The sequence below is a fragment of the Streptomyces sp. NPDC002232 genome (genome assembly GCF_042890295.1).
Lineage (GTDB): Bacteria > Actinomycetota > Actinomycetes > Streptomycetales > Streptomycetaceae > Streptomyces.
Map to the genome: position 1 here is coordinate 399,940 of NZ_JBIARV010000004.1, position 21,435 is coordinate 421,374.

Annotated in this window: 9 protein-coding genes; 1 reads left to right on the top strand and 8 read right to left on the bottom strand. The window is 72.0% G+C overall.

Annotation, left to right across the window (positions count from 1 at the left end; translation table 11 throughout):
- Positions 1–21: 21 nt before the first annotated feature.
- From ACFYXU_RS19825 to ACFYXU_RS19860, 8 genes are all read right to left on the bottom strand, one after another.
- Complete coding sequence (locus tag ACFYXU_RS19825; RefSeq protein ID WP_389458903.1) at positions 22–1,725, bottom strand: ABC transporter ATP-binding protein; 1,704 nt, start codon at positions 1,723–1,725, stop codon at positions 22–24.
- The gene (locus ACFYXU_RS19830; RefSeq protein WP_389458906.1) at positions 1,712–12,628 is read right to left on the bottom strand and encodes an amino acid adenylation domain-containing protein; all 10,917 of its coding nucleotides are present in this window, start codon (positions 12,626–12,628) and stop codon (positions 1,712–1,714) included. Before ACFYXU_RS19830 ends, ACFYXU_RS19825 begins: the two co-directional genes overlap by 14 nt.
- A 57-nt stretch (positions 12,629–12,685) precedes the next feature.
- Positions 12,686–14,476 carry an ABC transporter ATP-binding protein gene (locus ACFYXU_RS19835; RefSeq protein WP_376515972.1) on the bottom strand — a complete coding sequence of 597 codons (1,791 nt, stop codon included), beginning with the start codon at positions 14,474–14,476 and terminating at the stop codon, positions 12,686–12,688.
- Between the two features lie 2 nt (positions 14,477–14,478).
- Complete coding sequence (locus tag ACFYXU_RS19840) at positions 14,479–15,537, bottom strand: iron-siderophore ABC transporter substrate-binding protein (protein ID WP_376515970.1); 1,059 nt, start codon at positions 15,535–15,537, stop codon at positions 14,479–14,481.
- Positions 15,538–15,643: 106 nt separating this feature from the next.
- On the bottom strand, positions 15,644–16,486 hold the full coding sequence (locus tag ACFYXU_RS19845; protein ID WP_376515968.1) for an ABC transporter ATP-binding protein: 843 nt from the start codon (positions 16,484–16,486) through the stop codon (positions 15,644–15,646).
- A gap of 39 nt (positions 16,487–16,525) precedes the next feature.
- Complete coding sequence (locus ACFYXU_RS19850; protein ID WP_376515966.1) at positions 16,526–17,587, bottom strand: FecCD family ABC transporter permease; 1,062 nt, start codon at positions 17,585–17,587, stop codon at positions 16,526–16,528.
- Positions 17,584–18,642, bottom strand: coding sequence for an iron ABC transporter permease (locus ACFYXU_RS19855; protein WP_329858630.1), 1,059 nt, complete (start codon positions 18,640–18,642; stop codon positions 17,584–17,586). The genes ACFYXU_RS19850 and ACFYXU_RS19855 overlap by 4 nt, the downstream gene beginning before the upstream one ends.
- A 193-nt stretch (positions 18,643–18,835) precedes the next feature.
- Positions 18,836–20,191: a lysine N(6)-hydroxylase/L-ornithine N(5)-oxygenase family protein gene (locus tag ACFYXU_RS19860; protein ID WP_329858629.1), complete on the bottom strand. Its 1,356-nt coding sequence runs from the start codon at positions 20,189–20,191 to the stop codon at positions 18,836–18,838.
- Between the two features lie 262 nt (positions 20,192–20,453).
- Between ACFYXU_RS19860 and ACFYXU_RS19865 the strand changes: the two genes are divergently transcribed.
- Positions 20,454–21,401 (top strand): methionyl-tRNA formyltransferase, encoded by a 948-nt coding sequence (locus ACFYXU_RS19865; RefSeq protein ID WP_361391606.1) that lies wholly within the window; start codon positions 20,454–20,456, stop codon positions 21,399–21,401.
- The last annotated feature ends 34 nt before the right edge of the window (positions 21,402–21,435 follow it).

Genomic DNA, 21,435 nt, shown 5'->3' on the forward strand with positions numbered 1-21,435 from the left:
CCCTTTCCTCTGCCCCTCAGATCACCTGGTCACGGCCAGGCAGTACGCCTCGTCGGAGGCCAGCAGTCCGCGGTGGGTGCCGTCGGCCGTCACGACGCCCTCGTCGAGGACGAGGACCCGGTCGGCGGCGTCCAGCAGGGCCGGACTGCTGGTCAACACCACGGTGGTGCGGCCCCGGCGCAGCTTCGCGAGGTTGCGGGCGACGAGCTGCTCGGTCACCGCGTCCACGGCCGTCGTCGGGTCGCGCAGGACGAGCACCTCGCTGTCGGCCGCCAGGGCCCGGGCGAGGGACAGCCGCTGGCGCTGACCGCCCGAGAGGTTCGCACCCCGGTCACGGACCTCGTAGTCGAGACCCTGCCGGTGCAGCGCGACCACGTCCGTCAGCATCGACGCCTCGACGGCCTCGGGCACCGAACGGCTCGTCCCCGAGGGGTCGATGTTCGACCGGAGCGTGCCGGCGAAGATCTCCCCGTCGTACGGGTTCACCAGCAGGTGCTCGCGGACCGACTCGACCGAGAGCTCCGCGAGGCGCCTGCCGCCGAGCCGCACCACTCCCTCGTAGGCCTCCGGGGACACCGACAGCCCGAGCACCGACGCGAGATCGGCCGCCGCACCCGGCTGGTAGCAGGTGATCGCCGTGAACTCGCCGGCCGGCACCTGGAACTTGACCCCTTGCAGGGCCCCGTACCGGACGCAGTCGATCTCGAGGTCCCCGCCCGGCTCCGGAAGCAGCGTCCCGGCGTCCGCCGCCGGCGGGGCGGACAGCACCAGGGCCATCCGCTCCGCCGAGGCGCGCGCCATCATCACGTACTTCGGCATGTCCGAGAACAGCCGGAGCGGCTCCATGATGAACTGCGCCAGGCCCACGGCCATGACGAGCTCACCGATGCTGATCTGCCGGTCGAAGGCCAGCCAGCCGGCCATCAGGGTCACCGACGCGGCGAGCGCGGCGTTCAGTCCCAACGCCGTGCCCGCGTAGGCGCCGTTCACCCGGGCGACGGTGATCGCCTGCTCCTTCGCCTCCGTGCTCACCCGGCGGTAGGAGCGGAACGCCGCGTGGTTGCCGCCGAAGCCGTGCAGCGGGCGCAGGCCGGAGATCAGGTCGGCGACCTTCGCCGCCGCCCGCGCCACCCGGGCCTGCTGCTCCTTGGTGCTGCTGCCGATCCGCTTCGACATGACGCTGAGGACCGAGAGGATGGCGACGGTTCCCACGATGACCAGCAGGCCGAGGGGCAGGCTCGCCGTGCCCAGTGCCACCGCCGCGATCAGCACCGCGACCATCGAGCTGATGAGCATCGGCACCACCTCGACGATGTCGGCGGTCTGGTCGGCGTCCTCGGTGGCGATGGTGAGGACCTCGCCGGACTTCAGGCCCGTGTCCCGGGCCACCGGCTGGAGGCCGCAGGCCGCGACCTGCACCCTCCAGCGGTGGGCCTCGGTCGTGTTGGCCTTCTGGAGGATGCGCATGCCGAACCGCCACGACAGCGACACGACCGTGATGATCACGGCCAGCGCGCCGATCGCCACGGCGAGCGATGCCGGGCTGCGGTCCCTCATCGTGTGCTCGACGATCAGGCCGAGCGCGATCGGGAAGGCCGTCTCACCCGCTTGGTAGAGGCCCATGAGGAGGGTGCCCCAGGCCATGGCACCGACATTGCGGCGTATGGCGGTCCGGAGGATGTCGGATCCCGGTCGACGGGATCGCTGCGCGTCAGGAGTTTTCATCGATGTGGCGTGCAATCGCTTCCGGGGTCCGAAGGGTGAAGAGATCACGGATCGTGATCACGGGGCCGAACTCCCTGCGCAGGAGTCCGACCAGTCGTACGGCCAGCATGGAGTGTCCCCCGAGGGAAAGGAAGTCACCGACCGCGCTGACCTCGTCGTCGTCCAGGTCCAGGGTCTCGGCGAAGAACTCGCAGACCACGGTCTCGGTCTCGGTCTCCGGGCCGCGCTCGCCCGAAGTGGTGAGCGCTCCCAGCGGCTTGGGCTCGGGGAGGGCCTTGGTGTCGGCCTTCCCGTTCACCGTGAGCGGGATGGCGTCGACCTGGGCGTAGTGCGTCGGGCGCATGAAGTCCGGCAGCGCGGCCCCCACCTCGGCGGCGACCGCCGCCAGCTCCGCCCCGTCGAGCACGAGGTACGCGGCCAGCCGGTAGGCGCCGTCGACCTGGGGGTCGGGCTGGGCGACCGCGGCGGTGAACCGCACCGCCGGATGCGCGCTGAACGCGGCCTCGACCTCGCCCAGCTCGACCCGGTGGCCGCGGATCTTGACCTGCTGGTCGCTGCGGCCCAGGTAGTTCAGGTTCCCGTCGGGCCGGCGGACCACCAGGTCACCGGTGCGGTACATCCGCTCCCCGGGCTCGCCGAACGGGGACGCGACGAACCGGTGCGCGGTCTGGCCCGGCTGTCCGAGGTAGCCGCGGGCGATCCCGACGCCCGAGACGTAGAGCTCACCGGGGACGCCGTCCGGAACCGGCCGCAGCCACGGGTCCAGCACGAACACGTCCGTGTTGTCGATGGCCACGCCCACCACGGGGTCCGGGCAGTCGAACGTCCCGACGCCCAGGGTGTTGATCGTGTACTCGGTGGGGCCGTACAGGTTGTACCCGACGGTCCCCTCCGTCGCGGCGAGCCGCTGCCAGAGCGCCGACGTGACCGCCTCGCCGCCCAGCAGCACCAGCGCGGGGCGCCGGGCCGGGTCGTCGAGCAGACCCTCGGCCACCAGCTGCTGGGCGTAGGTCGGCGTCACGTTGACGACGTCGATCCCGTGCTCCAGGCAGTACTCGACGAGCCGCGGCGCGTCACGGCGCAGCTCCTCGTCGCAGACGTGCACCTCGTGTCCGTCCGCGAGCCACAGCAGCTCCTCCCACGACATGTCGAAGGCGAACGACACGGTGTGGGCGATCCGGAAGACACGGTCGCCGTGCTCGGCCAGGACCGGCTCGAAGATCCGGCGCTGGTGGTTGATCAGCATGTTGGTCAGGCCGGCGTACTCGGTGACGACGCCCTTGGGCCTGCCGGTCGAGCCGGACGTGTAGATCGTGTACGCGGGGTGCCGCAGCCGCAGCGGGTCCTCCGGGGCGAACGTCGTGAACGGCTCGGCCGCCGGCAGGGGCCGGTCCAGCTCGATCAGGTCGCCGGTCAGCCGGGGCGACACCGAGCTGACGGTGAGGACCACGTCCGGTCGGGCGTCCGCGACGATCGAGGCGATCCGCTCGTCGGGGTGGTCCAGCTCCAGCGGCACGTACGCGGCGCCCGTGCGCAGCACGGCGAACAGGGCCACGATCGAGTCCAGCGACCGGGGGAGCGCGAGACCGACGGTCCGCTCCGGGCCGATCCCCCGCCCGGCGAGCACGCCCGCCAGCGCCCGGCTGCGGTCCCGCAGCTCGGCGAAGGTCATGCTCGCGCCGTGGGAGACGAGCGCGGTCCGCTCCGGGGAGCGGTCCGCGGCCACGTCGAACCGGTCCACGACGGTGTCCGTGCCGATGTCCGTCCGCACGCCGGGCCCGGGCACCGGGCCGAGGCCGCGCAGGGCACCCACCGGGCCGGTCGCGCCGGCCAGGTCCGTCAGCACCCGGACGTAGTCGTCGAGGAGGCGGCGTGCGGTGTCGCCGTCCCCGTGGCGGTGCTCCAGCTTGACCGTGAGCCGGTCGCCGGGCGTCACGACCCAGGTGAACGGGTAGTGGGTGGAGTCGTCGGACTTCACCGCCGTGATGCCGTGACGGGCGTTCATCTCGTCGAAGGCGTCCATGTCCAGGAAGTTCTGGAGCACGAACAGGTTGTCGAACAGGGCGTCGTGGCCACTGGCCCGCTGGATCTCGCCGAGGCCCAGGTGCTCGTGCTCCATGGCGTCGACCCGCGCGGCCTGCACGGCGGACAGGTAGTCCCGGACGGTGTCGTCCGGCCGGGCCCGGGTCCACATCGGCACGGTGTTCAGGAGCACACCGACGATGCCGGACAGGTCCTCGCCCTCGCGGCCGGAGACCGTCACGCCGAACACCGCGTCGGAGCGCCCGGTGTGGGCGCCGAGGAGCAGGCCGAACGCGCCGGTCAGGACCGAGTTCAAGGTGACGCCGTGGACCCTGGCCGCGTCCCGCAGCAGGTCCGACTGCTCGGCGGAGAGCGTGTGGACGAGCGCGGGCGGCAGGTCCTCCGTCAGCGTCGGCGAGGGCCCGGCCAGCAGCGTCGGGCCGGTGAGACCGGCCAGGTGCCCGGCCCAGAACCGCTCGGAGGCGGCCTGGTCCTTCGCGGCGAGCGCCCGTGCGTGCTCCTCGAAGGAGGGCGTGGCCGGGGTGGTGTCCGGCTGCTTGCCGGCGAGGACGGCCTCGTACGCGGTGAACAGGTCGCGCAGCACGATCTCGCGGGACCAGCCGTCCCACAGCAGCAGGTGGTAGCTGAAGAGCAGCCCGTCCCGGCCGTCCGGCAGCCGGACCACGGTGAGCCGGATCAGCGGCGGGTCGGCGAGGTCGAAACCGGTGTTGCGGTCCTGGACGCGCAGCTCCTCCACCTCCGCCTCACCGGACAGCTCGACCGTGCGGACGCCGATCCTCCGCCCGGCCCTGAGGACCTGGACCGGGTGGCCGTCCTCGCCGGTGGCGAAGCCCGCCCCGACGACGGGGTGCCGGGCGATCACCGCGGCCATGGCCTCGGCCAGTGCGTCGGTGTCCAGGCGGCGGTCGAAGGCGAACCAGTTCTGCGCGACGTAGTGTCCGGCCGAGCCCGCCATCTGGGCCTGGAAGAACAGGCCGCGCTGGAGCGGGGAGACCGGTGCGGTGCGCTCGGCCGTCACGGCGGCGTCGGCGAGGGTCTCCAGTGCGCGCAGCCAGTGCGCGGTGATCTCGTCGGAGACCTCATCGGCGAGGGTGAACGCGGCGTGCAGGCTGCCCGTGGCCGCGTCGGTCCAGGCGTTGACCTCCACGGCGTACGGGCTGCCCTGGTCGCCATCCGTGATGTGCGGGGCCTGGGACTCGCTGCCCCGGCCGAGGTAGTTGAACAGCACCTGCGGCCGTGCCGTCAGCAGCGGCGCGGTCTGCGGGTTGAGGTACCGCAGCCGGCCGTAGGCGACGTGTCCGGCCTCGTCGGGCTGCCGCTCGGCGAGCTCGCGGGCGGCCGTGACGGGGTCGGTGTGCGGGGTGAGCCGGACGGGCGCGATGGCCGTGAACCAGCCGACCGTACGGGAGTAGTCGTGGTGCTCGGCGGCCGGGACGCGGCCGTGCCGCTCCAGCTCGATCGCGAGATCGGTGGGGGAGTCCTGGACCCGGGTGAGGGCGGTGCGCAGCGCGCCGCACAGCAGCTCGGTCAGGGCGACGCCGAGCGCGGCGGGAGCCGTACGCGTCACCACGTCGCTCACCTCGGGCGGCAGCACGACCGTGGTCTCGCGCAGGCCGCCGACGGCGGGCAGCAGCGGCGGAGCCTGGAGGGACCGGACCCAGCGGTCGAGGTCCCCGGTGTCGGCGGCGGCCCGCAGGGCGAGCGCCTCCGCGTACTCGGCGTAGGACGTGGTGGCCGGTGCGAGGGACTCTCCGCGCAGGGCGGCCGCCATGTCGTCCAGGAGGATCAGCCAGGACACCGCGTCGACCGCGATGTGGTGCACGGTGATCACCAGGGTGCCGGTCGCGCCGAGCCGGGTGAACGCGACGACCTCGCCCGACACGGGGTCGAGCCGCCCCGCCGCCTCGTTCGCGGCGGCCTCGGCGTCGGCGGTGTCGGCGGAGACCACCTCGACCGCGCCGGCCGGTTCGGTCCGCAGGGTCCAGACGCCGTGCTCGGTGTCCATCCGCATCCGCAGGGCGGGGTGGGCGGCCACCACGGCGCTCGCGGCGCGCTCGACGTCGGCGTGCGGGGTGCCCTCGGGCACCTGGACCGTCCGTGCCTGGGCGAACCGGGCGAGGGAGCCGCCCAGTTCGCGCTGGCGCAGGATGATCGGGGTCGGCACGACCGGGCCGTCCTCGCGGCGCGCGGGCGGCGGCGTGGTGCCGGCCGCCCCGGCCGGGGGAGCGAGCGTCGCGAGGTGCTCGGCCAGGGCCCGCGGCGTCTTGAGCAGGAACACGTCGCGGGGAGCGATCGGCAGGCCGAGCGCGCGGGCCCGGTTGACCACGGTGATCGCGACGATGCTGTCGCCGCCGGCGCCGAAGAAGTCGGTCCCGGCGTGCGCGTCGGGCTGGTTCAGCGTCTCGGCGAAGATGCCGACGAGCGAGGACAGCGCGGAGTCCGTCGCGGTCACCGGGGCGTCGTCCCGCGCGGCCCGCGCGAGGAGGGCCTTGCGGTCCAGCTTGCCGTTGACGGTCAGCGGCAGGGCGTCCACGGTCAGGACCCGGCCCGGCACCATGTGCACGGGCAGCTTGGCGGCGAGGAGCGTGGACAGGTCGCCGGGGACCCGGCCGACCACGTGCGCGACCAGGTGGTCGCCGCTGTCGGCGACGGTGACGGCCACGTCGACGACGCCGTCGAGGCCGCGCACGGCGGACTCGACCTCGCCGAGCTCGATGCGGAAGCCCTTGAGCTGGACCTGGTCGTCGGCGCGGCCGGTGAACTCCAGCTCGCCGTCGAGGGCGCGGAGGGCGAGGTCACCCGTGTGGTACATGCGGGAGCCGTCGTTCGCGAACGGGTTCGCCACGAAGCGGCCCGCGGTGAGGCCGGGGCGGCCCAGGTAGCCGAGGGACACCTGGTCGCCGGCCACGTAGATGGCGCCCACCTGGCCCGGCGGCACCGGACGGAGCCGGTCGTCGAGCAGGTACGTGACCAGGCCGGGGATGGGTCCGCCGATGGGGCTGACGTCGTCGCCGAGGGCGAAGTCGTCGTCGGTCAGCACCCGGTGGGTCACGTGCACGGTGGTCTCGGTGATCCCGTACATGTTGACCAGCTCGGGCGAGGCGGTGCCGTGGCGGTCGACCCAGCCGCGCAGCCGCCCGAGGTCCAGGGCCTCGCCACCGAAGATCACGCGGCGCAGTGCGGGCAGCGGTTCACCCGCGTGCCGGTCGGCCTCGACGAACTGGTAGAAGGCGGACGGCGTCTGGTTCAGCACGGTCACCCCGCGCTCCCGGACCAGCCGGTGGAAGTCCACCGGGGAACGGGTCAGCCCGTAGTCCGGGACCAGCAGCTCGCCGCCGTGGGCCAGCGCGCCCCACAGCTCCCAGACCGCGAAGTCGAAGGAGTAGGAGTGGAACTGGACCCACACGTCGTCGGGTCCGAAGCCCATGTCCGGCTGGGTGTTGGCCAGCAGTGCCACGACGCTGGAGTGCGGGACGACGACGCCCTTGGGACGGCCCGTCGAACCGGAGGTGTAGATCACGTACGCGGGGTCGTGCCAGCTCGCCTCGTCCGATGGGGCCTCCGCCTCCCCGCGCGGGAGCTCGTCGCCCTGCACCAGCACGCGGGCCGCGACGCCCGCCCGCTCCAGCAGGGCGGTGAAGCGCTCTCGCTGGGCCGGGTCGACCAGGACGGCCTGCGGAGCGGCGTCCGCGAGGACGTACTCCAGCCGCTCGTCCGGGTACGCCATGTCGAGCGGTACGTACGCGCCGCCCGCGCTGACGATCGCGACCAGCGCGACGACCTGCTCGATGGTGCGCGGGACGGCGACGGCCACCCGTCGGCCGGGCCCGACCCCGGACGCGCGCAGCGCGGCGGCCAGCTCGTCCTTGGCGGCGGCCAGCTCGCCGTACGTCAGGGACCGGGTGCCGCCGTCGAGGCCGCACTGGGTGACGGCGGTGGCCGACGGGTCGCGGCGCGCCGCGGCGTCGAAGAGACCGCCGAGCGTGACCGGCTCGATCCGGGCGGGGGCCCGGGTGCCCTGCGGCACGAGTGTGCCGACCGGGGCGTCCGGGCTCTCCAGCAGGCCGGTGAGGACCTGGGTGAACCGGCGCAGGATGTCCTGGGCGCCGCTCTCGCGCAGCAGCTCGCCGTCGTAGATCAGGTTGAAGCGCGGGCGTCCGTCGAGGGCCCGCTCCACGACCAGGGTGAGCGGGTAGTGCGGGGCCCCCTCGTTGACCAGCTCCGTGACGCGGAGCGCGTCGCCGGGACGGGCCAGGGCGGCGACGTCCGTGGCCACGTCGAACACCACGAGGGTGTCGAAGAGGGAGCCGACGCCGGCCTGGCGGCCGATCCGGGCCAGCGACACGTGCTGGTGCGGCAGGACCGCGCCCTGGTGCTCGCGCACCGACGCCAGCAGCTCGCGCGCCGTGGTGCCGGCGGCCCACCGGGCCCGCAGCGGCACGGTGTTGATGAAGAGGCCGACCATGTCCCCGATGCCGGGCACGTCGGCGTCGCGGCCGGAGACGGTGGAACCGAACACCACGTCCTCGGACCGCAGGATGTCGCCCAGGGTCAGGGCCCAGGCGCTGTGCACGGCCACGCTCAGGGTCACACCGGCCGACCGGACGGCCGCGTCGACGTCGTCCGCGGGCTCGACCGAGAGGTCGGCGAATCGGTCGGACGGGGTGTGCTCCCTGGCCACCAGCGAGGGGCCGGCGAGGCCGTCGAGCTCGGCGCCCCACACCCGGTCGCTCTCGTCGGCGTCACGGCCGGCGAGCCAGCCCACGTAGTCCGGGAAGCCGCCCAGCGGGTAGACGGTGCCGGGCGCGTGGTACTCGGCGAGCAGCGCACGCAGCATCGGGGGCACCGACCAGCCGTCGGCGATGATGTGGTGCACGGTCTGCACCAGGACGTTCCGGCCCGACTCGGGGTCGCGGAAGAGGGTGAACCGCATCAGCGGGCCGGTGGCCAGGTCGAACCCGGCCCGGCGGTCCCGCTCGGCGTGGTCGCGGATCTCCTCGTCGGTGATCCCGGGGCGCGTGATCCGGGTGAACGGCGCCACCGCGCCGCTCTCCAGGACGGAGACGACCCGGCCGTCGGCGAGGGCCGTGAACCGCGCGGCGAGGTTCGGGTACAGGGCGAGCAGCCGGGTGGCGGCCGTCGCGAGCCGCTCGGCGTCGAGGTCGCCCTCCAGGGTCAGCAGCTGCTGCTCGACGTAGCTGCCCGCGGAGTCCTCGTCGAACACCGAGTGGAAGTAGAGGCCTTCCTGGAGCGGAGTCAGGGGCAGGACGTCGCGCAGCGCGGGGCCGTCCAGGGCGTCGACGTCGTCCTGGGTCAGTCGCACCAGCGGGAAGTCGCTGGGCGAGTGGCCGCCCTGGTCGAGCGCGGCGAGCCCGGCGAGGGCCTCCCGGAAGTAGCGGCCCAGCGTCTCGATGTCCTGGTCCTCGAACAGGCCGTCGGGCCAGGAGAGGGTGGTGACCAGCTCGTACTCGCCACCGGCGGCGGGCTCGGCGATCGCGTTGAACTCCAGGGCGCGCGGCAGGCGCATCCGCGGGTCGCGCTTCTCGCCGAGCTGCCCGGTGGTTCCCGAGAGCTGCCAGTCCCCCGTGGCACCCGCGTCGAAGCGGCCCAGGTAGTTGAACAGGACCTGCGGCGCGGGCGCGCTGAAGGCGGAGTCGCCCAGGTAGCGCAGGGCGCCGTAGGAGACACCGTTGCCCGGCACGCGGGCGAGGTCCTCCTTGACCGCCTTGAGCGCCGTGGCGAGGTAGTCCGGAGCGGTGAAGTCCTCGGTCGCGCCGGGGTCCACGGTCACCGGGAAGAGCGTGGTGAACCAGCCCACGGTGCGCGAGAGGTCCGGTTCGGGGCCGCCCGCGGCGGCCACGTGGCGGCCCTCGCGTCCGTGGCCCTCCAGCTCGATGTGCGCGAAGGTCTGCTCCTGGCCGAGGTCGCGGCGCCGGCGGGCCAGCGTGACGGCCAGCGCGGTCAGCAGGACGTCGTTGACGCCCGCGTGGAACCGGGCCGGGACCTCGCCCAGCAGCGCGGTGGTCAGCTCCGGTCCGACGGTGAAGGTGCGGACGCGTTCCCGCTCGACCGTGTCGGCCTCGGACAGCGCCCGCCTGCCCAGGGGGGCGTCGGGGCCCGGGAGCGGCCTGTCGAAGGCGGCGCGGTCCCGGTCGAAGTCGGCGCTCGCGAGCAGCTGCGTCCAGCGGCGGAAGGACGTGCCCACCGGGGGGAGCTCGATCGTCCCGCCGGCGGAGTACTGGCGCCAGGCGGTCGCCAGGTCGTCCATGAGGACGCGCCAGGACACTCCGTCGACGACCACGTGGTGGACGACGACGACCAGCTGGCGGGCCGCGCGGCGCCACACGGCCCGCAGCATCACGCCGTTGTCCGGGTCGAGCCCCTCGGTCGCCAGGGCCGCGCACGCGTCGAGCGGCTCCTCGCTCTCCTGCCAGCCGGCCGTGACGCCGTCGGCCTCCGGGATGTCGAAGCTCCACCGGTCGCCGCGTACGAGCCGGGCGCGCAGCATGTCGTGCCGGGCCACGACGGAGGTGAGGACGGCGTCCAGGCCCTCGGCGGTGAGGTCCGCCGGGGTGTTCAGGACGACCGACTGCACGAAGCCGTCGATCGCGTCCGTGGTCTCCCCGAGCCACTGCACGATGGGCGAGCCGACGACGGTACCCGTCGCCACGTCGCCGTGGTCGACCCCGTTCACGTCCTCGCGGCCGGCCACGGCGGCCAGTGCGCCCAGGACGCTGTTGCCGAAGATCTGCCCCGCGGTGACGTAGAGGCCCGCCTCGCGCAGCGCGCTCAGCAGCGAGATGGCGAGGATGCTGTCGCCGCCGAGCTGGAAGAAGTCCTGGTCGACGCCCACTTCCTCCAGCCGGAGGACCGACGCGACGGCCGCGCACACCAGGCGCTCCTCGTCGGTGGAGGGCCGGACGAAGGAGCCCGTGACGACCTCGGGCTCGGGCAGTGCCCGCCGGTCCAGCTTGCCGTTCGGGGTGAGCGGGAACTCCCGCATCACGACGACGTGGGTGGGCACCATGTACTCCACCATGTTCGCCGTGGCCCAGGCCTTGACCTGGTCGGCCTTCAGGTCGGCGGCCGAGGCGGCCGGGATCACGTAGCCCACGAGGTACGTGCCGCCCGCGCTGTTCTTCTTCGCGACGACGCAGGTGTGGCGTACGTCGGGGTGCTCGGCCAGACCGGCCTCGACGTCCTCCAGTTCGAGCCGCATGCCGCGGATCTTGACCTGGTTGTCGGCGCGGCCGAGGAAGTCCAGCGATCCGTCCGGGGCGAACCGGGCGAGGTCACCGGTCCGGTAGAGCCGCGAACCGTCGTCCGCGAAGGGGTTCGCCACGAACCGGGACGCGGTCAGGCCGGGCGCGCCCACGTAGCCCCGGCCGAGGAGGAAGCCGCCCACGTAGAGTTCGCCGCCGACCCCGACGGGGACCGGGCGCAGCTCGTCGTCCAGGACGTACAGCTGGGTGTTGGGGTTGGCCTTGCCGATCGAGGTCGACAGGCGCTCCGCCTCGCCGCGGTAGATGACGTGGGAGACGCCGATCGTGGTCTCGGCCGGACCGTAGCCGTGGTACATCGGGATGCCGTCGAGCTTGGTGCGGAAGCGCTCGTACAGCTCGGGCGTGAGGACCTCGCCGCCGCACCAGACGTGCCGCAGGCTGTCGAGCCGTCCGGAGTCGCCCGCCATCTCCAGGAGCACGTCCAGCATGGACGAGACGAGGTAGGTGAAGGTGACGCGCTGCTCGGCGATGACGCCCAGCAGGTGGTGCGGGTCGCGTTCGCCGCCGGGGCGCAGCACCACGAGCCGCGCGCCGCACACCAGGGGGAGGAAGACCTCGTTGATGGATATGTCGAAGGACAGCGGCGCCTTGAAGAGCGAGGCGTCGTCGACGCCGAAGCCCAGGATCTCGTTCACCTGCCAGAGCAGGCGCTCGCTGATCGCCTCGTGCCGGATCATGGCGCCCTTCGGGCGGCCGGTCGAGCCCGAGGTGAAGATCACGTAGGCCAGGGAGTCGCCGTGGCTGACGATCCCCGTGCCCTCTGCGGAGTAGCCGCCGTACCGCCAGTCGCCGAGGTCGACGGCGATCGCGGCCGGTTCGGCGGCGTCGTGCTCACCGGAGTCGTTGAGCTGCGCCACGACGCCCGCGTCGTCGATGACGACGGCGCGGCGGGCGGCGGGCCACTGGGGATCCAGCGGCACGAACGCGCAGCCGGCCTGGAGGACGCCGAGCAGACCGATGACCATGTCGGCGGAGCGGCCCAGCGAGATGCCGACGACCTGCTCGGCGGTGAGGCCGCGTTCGATCAGGTGGTGCGCCAGCTGGGCCGACCGCTCCGCCGCCTCGCGGTAGGTCAGGGTCCGGTGCTCGTCGACGATGGCGACCGCGTCCGGCCTGAGCCGCGCCTGCTCGCGGAACATCTCCACGAGGGTGGGCCGGACCCGGTCGGCGTCGGTGTCGTTCCACTCGGCCAGGGTCTTGAGCCGCTCCGTCGCGTCGGACGGGCTGATGGTGCCGAGGGGCCGGTCGGGGAAGTCGGTCAGGTCGTCCAGCGCGAGCTGCGCGTCGGACACCGAGACCCCCTCGGGCACGGTGATGGCCATGCCGTCGGGGGCGGCTTCGCCGACCGTCCAACCGCCGGGCGCGCCGCCGCCGTTGTCGACCCATCCCAGGACGTCCGCGAACATGACGCCGGGGGAGAGGCTGATGCCCTCCGGGCTCTCGCCCGTGGCCCAGTGGGCCAGTGCGACGGCACAGGCCGCGGCGACGGTCCGGTCGGAGTAGCCACCGGAGCGCCGGCGCACATCGGCCAGACGCGCGGAGGAGATCAGCACGAGACGAGCGCTCGGTTCCATCATCGAAGACTCAACACCCTTCCAAGGTACTAAGGTCAGCCTAACCTAAATTAGGTTGACCTAACTACCGTCTCTCCAGGCCTGCCAGAGCCGTGCGTAACGCCCGCCCAGGGCCACCAACTGCTCGTGCGTGCCCTGCTCCACGACCTGCCCCGCGTCGAGCACGGCGATCCGGTCCGCGGCCATCGCCTGCGTCAGCCGGTGGGCCACGAACAGCGTGGTGCGGCCGGCACAGGCGGCCTGGACGGACCGCTCCAGCTCGGCGGCGCCCTCGCTGCCCGCCTCGGCGGTCGACTCGTCGAGCACCACCACCGGAGCCCGCCCCAGCACCAGGCGCGCCAGGGCGATCTGGGCGACCTGCGTGCCGTCCAGCCGCTCGCCGCTCTCGCCGACCGGAGTCGACAGCCCCTCGGGCAGCGCCTCGACCCAGGTGAGGGCGCCCACGGTGCGCAGCGCGTCCCTCAGTTCGGAGTCGGTCGCCTCCGGCGCCGCCAGCCTGAGGTCCTCGGCGAGCGGCCCGGAGAACACGTGGGTCTCCTGGGTCAGCACGCTCACCAGCGCCCTCGCCCCGACCTCGTCCAGATCGGCGAGATCGGTCGAGCCGATGCGTACCGACCCGGCCTGCGGGGTCTCGATTCCGGCGATGAGCGCGGCCAGGGTCGTCTTGCCGGCGCCCGTCGCGCCCACCAGGGCCAGTGAACCGCCCGCCGGGATGGCGAGGCTGACGTCCCGCAGGACCGGCTCCTCGGAGCCGGGATAGGTGAACGTGAGACCGTCCACCGCCACCGGGTACGGTTCCCCGTCCCGCGGCGCGGCGGTCGAGTCGCCCACCAGCCGCTCCGCCGAGGGCTCCGCCAGCACGCCGACGAGCCGCGTCAGGCTCGCGCCCGACTTCTGGGCCTCGTCGAAGGTGAACATGATGGCGCCCAGCGGCGTGAAGAGCCGGTGGAAGACCAGCGGCGCCGCCGACACCTCGCCGAGGGTGGCGGACCCGGTCTCCAGCAGGACGTAGCCGACGACGAGGATCAGCACCAGGCCGATGAACTCCGCGCGGTTCTCCCTGCCGACGAACCGGCCGAAGAAGTGGAAGACCCTGATGCCGAGGTCCCGGACCCGGCGCGAGTCGGTGTCGACCTTGTCGCGGAAGGTCTCTTCCAGCCGGTACGCCCGTACGGTCTCGATTCCGTTCAGGCCGCTGATCAGCGCCTGGGCGCGGTCGGCCTGGGCGCCGCGCTGCTCGCGGTAGAGCGGGGCGGACCGGGGCAGGTACCAGCGCAGGGCCAGGCCGTAGGCCGGCAGCGCGCACGCACCCGCCAGACCGAGCCGCCAGTCGAGCCCGAACATGCCGATCGTGGCGACGACCACCAGCACGCCCGCGGAGAAGACCGTGGGGATGGCCGAACGGATGCCCCGGGACAGCACGGCGACGTCGTCGCCGACCCGGGAGAGCACGTCGCCCCGGCCCACCTGCTCGACGCGGGCGCTGGGCATGCCCAGGACGGCCCGGACGGCGCCCTCGCGCAGCTGCGCGAGGAGGTCGGCGCCGAGCCGCCCGATCAGGTACGTGGACAGCGCGGTGGCCGCCGCGCCGAGGAGCGCGGCGGCCACCATCAACACCCCGGTCGAGACCAGGGCTGAGCGCGGTTCGCCCTCGACCACTCCGTCGACCACCTTGCCGATCAGGAGTACCGGGAGCATCTGGAGCGCCGCCCCGGCCACCGTGCTGAGCACGGTGGCGGCCGTCAGCCACGGGGTCCTGCGGCAGAGTGCCGCGACCCAACGGGCTGCCTCACGGCCGGTCGTCGTGCGCAGAGTGGTGACCGGGACGGGACGCGTGTCGGTGACGCTCACACCTAGCCGACCGACTTGACGAGCTCGTCGATGGCGTACGGCATGGACAGCAGCGTGGCCTGCGAGATGGCCGCACCGGCCGCCGGGCCCTCGCTGTCGAGGACGTACGAGACCTTGTTGTTCTTGGTGACCTTCAGGTTCGTGAAGAGGTCGAACTTCTTCAGCGCGTCCGTGTCGGCCTTGTCGTTGACGACGAACACGCGGTCGACGTCGATGAGGTCCATGCGCTCCGGGGAGAGCGCGGTGGAGAACTTGCCGCCGGCGATCTTGTCGATCTCGGGCTGGCCCTTGAAGCCCATGCCGGTCAGGATCTGGCCGCGCACGTCGGTGGTGGTGAAGGGGTTGACCGCGTCCTTGTACCAGGACACGACGACGGCCTTCTGGTTCGCGAACTCGGGGTGCGCCTTCTTGACCGAGGCCAGCTTGTCGTCGATGCCCTGGATCATCTTCTGGCCCTCGTCGGCCTTGCCGAGCGCCTTGGCGATCTGGAGGGCGTTGTCCTGCCACGGAGCGCTGAACGGCTCCTTCTCGGCCTTGGTGCGGCCGACGGTCGGGGCGATCTTCGACAGCTTGTCGTAGGCGGCCTTGTCGACCTCGGAGTACACCGCGATGATCAGGTCGGGCCGCAGGGCGGCGATCTTCTCGAAGTTGGGACCGGCGTCACCGTTGTTCATGATGACCTCGGGCTTGGCGTCGCCCCACTGCTTCTTGACCCAGGGCCACTGGGTGTTGATGTCGGGGCTCTTGCCCGCCGGGTTCGGGTACTGGTCGACCATGCCGACCGGCTTGATGCCGAAGGCCAGGACGGACTGGTCGTCGGTGTAGCCCACGGTCACGACCCGCTTGGGGGCCTCCTTGACCGTGGTGGATCCGAACGCGTGCTCAACCGTGACCGGGAAGGCGCCGTTGGCGGCCGGGGCACCGGCGCCGTCGCTCTTCTTGTCCTTGTCGGCCGAGTCGGAGCCGCAGCCCGTCAGAAGTCCTACGCCGAGGGCCGCGACGGACACGGTGGCCGCCACTCGCTGCCAGGGCTTCATACGCGTCGTTCGATCGAGGAGCATCCGGATTCCCTTGCTTTCATGCTGTTCGCTGCGGCCCTCTTAAGGGCAGGCAAACCTTACCTTGAGCTAATGAGGTAAGCCTAGCCTAAGTTGAACGTCCTGGGTCTCAGCTGCCCGGACTCTGGACATGGGTCCGCCCGATCGGCACGATCAGCGGCCGGTCGCCCACCGGGTCCTCGACCACCAGCGCGCGCAGACCGAAGGCCTCGTGCAGCAGCTCGGCGGTCACCACGTCGCGCGGGTGCCCCTGGGCCAGGACCGAACCCGCCTTCATCACGACCAGGTTGTCGCTGTAGCGGACGGCCAGATTGAGGTCGTGGAGCACCATGACCACGGTGCGCCCCGACTCGTGCAGGTCGTCGACCAGGTCGAGCACGTCGAGCGCGTGCGCCAGGTCCAGATAGGTCGTGGGCTCGTCGAGCAGGAGCAGATCGGTGCCCTGAGCGAGCGTCATGGAGATCCAGACGCGCTGGCGCTGGCCGCCGGAGAGCGAGTCGACCGGGCGGTCGGCCAGATCGGACACCCCGGTCATGGCCAGCGCCCGCTCCACGACGGAGACGTCGTCCGAGGACCACTGCCGCAGCCAGCTCTGGTGCGGGTGCCGGCCCCTGGCCACCAGGTCGCCCACGGTCAGCCCCTCCGGCGCCACCGGGGTCTGCGGCAGCAGCCCGAGCTTCTTCGCCACGTCCCGGGTCCTGAGCCGGGCGATGTCCTCGCCGTCCAGCACGACGGACCCCCGGGACGGCTTGAGCAGCCGCGACAGGGTGCGCAGCAGGGTTGACTTGCCGCATCCGTTGGGGCCGATGATCGTGGTCACCACCCCTCGGGGGATGTCCACGTCCAGGGTGTCGATGACGGTCCGGTCGCCGTAGCCGACCGTGACCCCCCTGGCTGCCAACCGAGGGGCGTCCGCCCCGGACCGGATCTCGGTGGTGAAGTGAGTGACCAAGACTCCCCCTTGATTAGGCTTGCCTAACCTTTCTATCACCTAGTGGCGATTGGCTCGCACCAGGAGGTAGACGAGGAAGGGGCCGCCGAAGGCCGCGGTGACCACACCGACGGGCAGAGTCATGGGCAGGGCGGTCCGCGCGACGAGGTCCGAGCCGATCAGGAGCACCGCCCCGACCATGCCGGAGGCGACGAACGGCGGGGTCGGGGACTTCGTCAGACGCATCGCCACCTGCGGCGCCACCATGGCGACGAACGGGACGGGTCCGGCGGCGCCCACCGCCATTCCGGCCAGGAGGACCGCGCAGAGCAGCAGGACCGCGCGCACCAGCGCGTACCGCACGCCCAGGCCCGCGGCCACGTCGTCGCCGAAGTGGAGGGGCTTGAACTGGAAGGCGACGCACGCGACGACGGCCAGGATGACGAGGGTGCCCCAGAGGGCCACCCGGACCTCGTCCCACGAGCGGTTGTCCAGCGAACCGACCAGCCACGCCTGGGCCCTGGCCACGTCACGGATGTCGGCGCGGGCCAGCAGCCACGTCGTGAGCGCCTCCATCGCGGCGGTGACCGAGATGCCGATGAGGATGAGCCGGAAGCCGTCGACGCCGCGCCGCCAGGCCAGGAAGTACACCAGCAGTCCGGTACCGAGGCCGCCCGCGAGCGCCGCCACGGGGAGGCCGACGGAGCCGGCGACGGCCGTCACCGCGCCCCCCGACAGCGTCACCATGGACACGGCGACCGCGCTGGCGCCGCTGGTGATGCCCAGGATGTCCGGACTGGCCAGCGGATTGCGGGCGATGGACTGGGTGAGGGCGCCCGACACCCCCAGCGCGATCCCCACGACCAGGCCGGCCATGGCCCGCGGCAGGCGCAGGTCCATGATCACGAACTCGTCCACCCGCTCGCCCAGGCCGAAGAGCGTGGAGACCACCCGGGACAGGCCGATGGGGAAGTCGCCCACGGCGATGGAGAGGCAGAAGCCGAGGAACGCCGCGACCGCCAGCACCAGCGTGACCAGCGCGACCCTCGGCCGCCACGCGAACGACATCCGGCCCAGTCGCAGACCCGGTGTCATCGAACTCTTCGTCGTCGTCACGTTCATGCGCTCTTGAACTTCCCTCGCCAGACCAGGACCGCGAAGAACGGGGCGCCGAGGAGGGCCACGAGAATGCCCGCCTCCAGCTCGCCCGGCCGCACGACCAGACGCCCCACGACGTCGCAGAGCAGGAGGACGACCGCGCCCAGCAGACCGGCGTAGGGGACCAGCCAGCGGTAGTCGGGCCCGGCCAGGTACCGGGCCAGGTGGGCCACCATGAGCCCGAGGAAGGCGATGGGCCCGCACGCCGCCGTGGCCGCGCCCGCGAGCAGCGTGATGGCGATGATCCCGACGGTCCGGATCAGCGTGATGTTCACGCCCAGTCCCCGGGCCACGTCGTCGCCCAGGTTGAGCAGGTTGACGGACGGGAGGGTGGCCAGGGCCAGCACCAGGCCGACCGCGACGAACGCGGTCACCGGCCAGATGACCCCGAAGGGGACACCGGCCACCGAGCCGGCGTTCCAGAACCGCAGGGCGTTCAGCGCCGCCTTGTCCGACAGCGCGACCGCCGTCGTCATGGCCGCGAGGAACACCGTGACGCCCTGCCCGGCCAGAGCCAGCGTCAGCGGATTGCCGGCGCCCCGGCCGATGCTCGACAGGCCGAACACGACCACACCGGCGAGCGCGGCGCCCAGGAAGGCGAACCAGACGTACTGGAACGGATCGGTGAACCCGAACAGCGAGATGGCCGCCACGACGGCGAACGAGGCGCCGGTGTTCACCCCCAGCAGACCGGTGTCCGCGATGGGGTTACGGGTGTAGCCCTGGATCAGGGCCCCGCCGACGCCCAGCGCGATGCCCGCCACGATCGCGAGGACCGTCCGGGGCACCCGTACGGTCTGCACGATGAGACGTATCTCCGTGAGCTTCTGATCGGGGTCCGGCCCCGCGAACAGACCGTGCCACACCTCGGCCGGACTCAACGCGCGCGCGCCGACGGCGACGGAGGCCACCGCGCCGACCACGAGGACCGCGAGGATGATGACCAGCCCCGTGATCCGCCGCCGCCGTGCTTCCGAGGTCCGCGCCGGCGCGGGACGTTCAACTGTAGTCGTGCCCATGTCGGCGTACGTTATCCCGGCAGGTCCGGCGGCCCTCACGGGCACCTCCTGCGGGCCGAGGGGCGGACCGGCGGTGCGGTGCCGACTGTCAGAGGGCACGGACGTTCCTTTCGCGTGCGGGGCTGTACATGCCGATGCCGTGCCCGGCGCGGTGTGAACCACACCACAGGCACGGCAGGGCGGCGGAAGGCGACTAGCGGACCGCGCTGTCGGCGCCTTCCGCGACGGGCCGGGCCGCTTCGGCCACGGCCGTGCGGCCGCGCTCGAGGACCGAGTCCAGGATCTCGCCGACGCGTATCGCGGTGTTCGACAGCAGGGAGGAGGTGATGCCGTGGGTGTGCTCGGTCCCGCCCTGGAGGTAGATGCCGCAGCGCAGTTCGGGGTCGGTGACCACGCGGTAGTCGCGCTCCATGCGGACCCGGCCGAGGTCGTCGCGGTGGCAGCGGTCGGCCACCTCGCCGAGCAGGCCCAGGCCGTCCGCCTGCCGGTACCCGGTGGCGCAGACGACGACGTCGGCGTCGACCAGGCTCTCCTCGCCGGTGACCAGGGACTTGACGGTGGCGCGGACCCCGTCGGCGGTCTCCTTGACGTCCGTGAGGCGGGAGACGTTCAGGAAGCGCAGGCGCTCGGTGCCGAGCACCTTCTCCTGGTACGACTGCCGGTACAGGTCGTCGATGAGGTCGATGTCCACCACGGAGTAGTTGGTGTTGCCGTGGTAGGCCATCAGCCGGTTCTTGACGTCCTCCGGCGCGGTGAAGTACTCGTCGACGGCCTGCGGGTCGAAGATCCGGTTGGCGAAGCTGCTGTCGTCCGCCGGGCTGTAGCCGTAGCGGGAGAAGACCGCGCAGACCTCGGCCTCGGGGAAGCGGCGGTGCAGGTAGGCCACGTTCTCGGCGGCGCTCTGGCCGGCGCCCACGACGACGAAGCGGGCGGGATCCTTGCCCTCCAGGCCCTCCACCTTCGCGAGCAGGTCGGAGTTGTGCCAGACGTGGTCGGTGCGCTCGACGCCCTCGGGCATGAGGGGGCGCAGTCCGGTGCCGATGATGACGTTGCGGGCCCGGTGGACGACGACCTCGTCGCCGGACCTGGCCGTCACGTCGAGGTACTCCACCACGCCGTCGTGCACGACGGGTTCGACGGCGACGACCTGGTGGCCGTACGACACCATGTCGTCGACCTTCGCCGCGGCCCACTCGAAGTAGTCGTGGAACTCCACCCGGAGCGGGAACAGGTTCTTGTGGTTGACGAAGTCGATCAGGCGGCCCTTGCTCTGCAGGTAGCAGAGGAAGCTGTACTCGCTCGTGGGGTTCCGCAGCGTCACGAGGTCCTTCATGAAGGACACCTGCATCGTCGCGTCGTCGATGAGCATGCCGCGGTGCCATCCGAAGGCGGGCTGCTGCTCGAAGAAGTGGGCGGTGACCGCCTCATGCCTTCCCACGCGGGCGTTGTGCTCGCTGAGCGCGATCGCCATCGCGACGTTCGACGGACCGAAGCCGATGCCGATCAGGTCGTGGATCAGTGGTGCGTCGCCAGGAAGAGCCTGTGACATGTCACTCCCGTTCGTGCGGGACAGCCGCCTGTCGGGCGTTCTGTCGGGTGGGGGAAAAGGGGGAGTCCAGGCGCACCGGTGACCGGCAGCCGAGCGGAACTTAGGTAAAGCTAACCTGATCCAGTCGAGGCTGTCGACAAGACAAAACGGTCAAATGGGCCATCCTTCGGTCAATTAGGCCCAGAATCTGGAGCGTTGCGTCGTTAGGTAAGGCTTGCTTTACTTAGCCCTTGTCATTTCGCTCTTCTGAGGAGGAACCCCCATGCGGGTCGTCATGTTCGGTTATCAGACCTGGGGCCATCGCACCCTGAAGGCGCTCCTGGACTCCGAGCACGACGTCGTGATGGTCGTGACGCACCCCAAGAGCGAGCACGCCTACGAGAAGATCTGGAGCGACTCGGTCGCCGAACTCGCCGAGGAGAACGGCGTTCCCGTCGTCATCCGCAACCGTCCCGACGACGAGGAGCTCTTCCAGCGGCTCAAGGAGGCCGACCCGGACATCATCGTCGCCAACAACTGGCGCACCTGGATCCCGCCGCGCATCTACACCCTGCCGAAGCACGGCACGCTCAACGTCCACGACTCGCTGCTGCCGAAGTACGCCGGCTTCTCGCCGCTGATCTGGGCCCTCATCAACGGGGAGACCGAAGTCGGCGTCACCGCGCACATGATGGACGAGGTGCTCGACGCCGGCGACATCGTGGACCAGCGCGCCGTCGCCGTCGGCCCGACGGACACTGCCACCGACCTCTTCCACAAGACGGTCGACCTGATCGCCCCCGTCACGATCGGCGCCCTGGACCGGATCGCGTCCGGCGAGACCGAGTTCACCCGCCAGGACCGGTCCCGCGCCAGCTTCTTCCACAAGCGCGCCGAAGAGGACATCCGGATCGACTGGGCCTGGCCCGCCGACGCCCTGGAGCGCCTGGTGCGCGCCCAGTCGGCGCCGTACCCGGCCGCCTTCACCTTCCACAAGGGCGAGCGCCTGGAGGTCCTCTCCGCCGTCGTGTCCGAGGGCCGCTACGGCGGCACGCCCGGCCGCATCTTCTACCGCGAGGGCGAGGGCGTGGTGGTCGTCGCCGGAGCGGACGCCCGCACCGGCCGCAACCACGGCCTCGCGATCACCCGGGTCCGCACCCACGACGGCCGCGAACTCCCCGCGACGGAGTACTTCACCTCCATGGGCGGCTACCTCACGGCCCGCCCCTGACCCCGCGGACGACGACCGGCGGGCGACGCGGGGT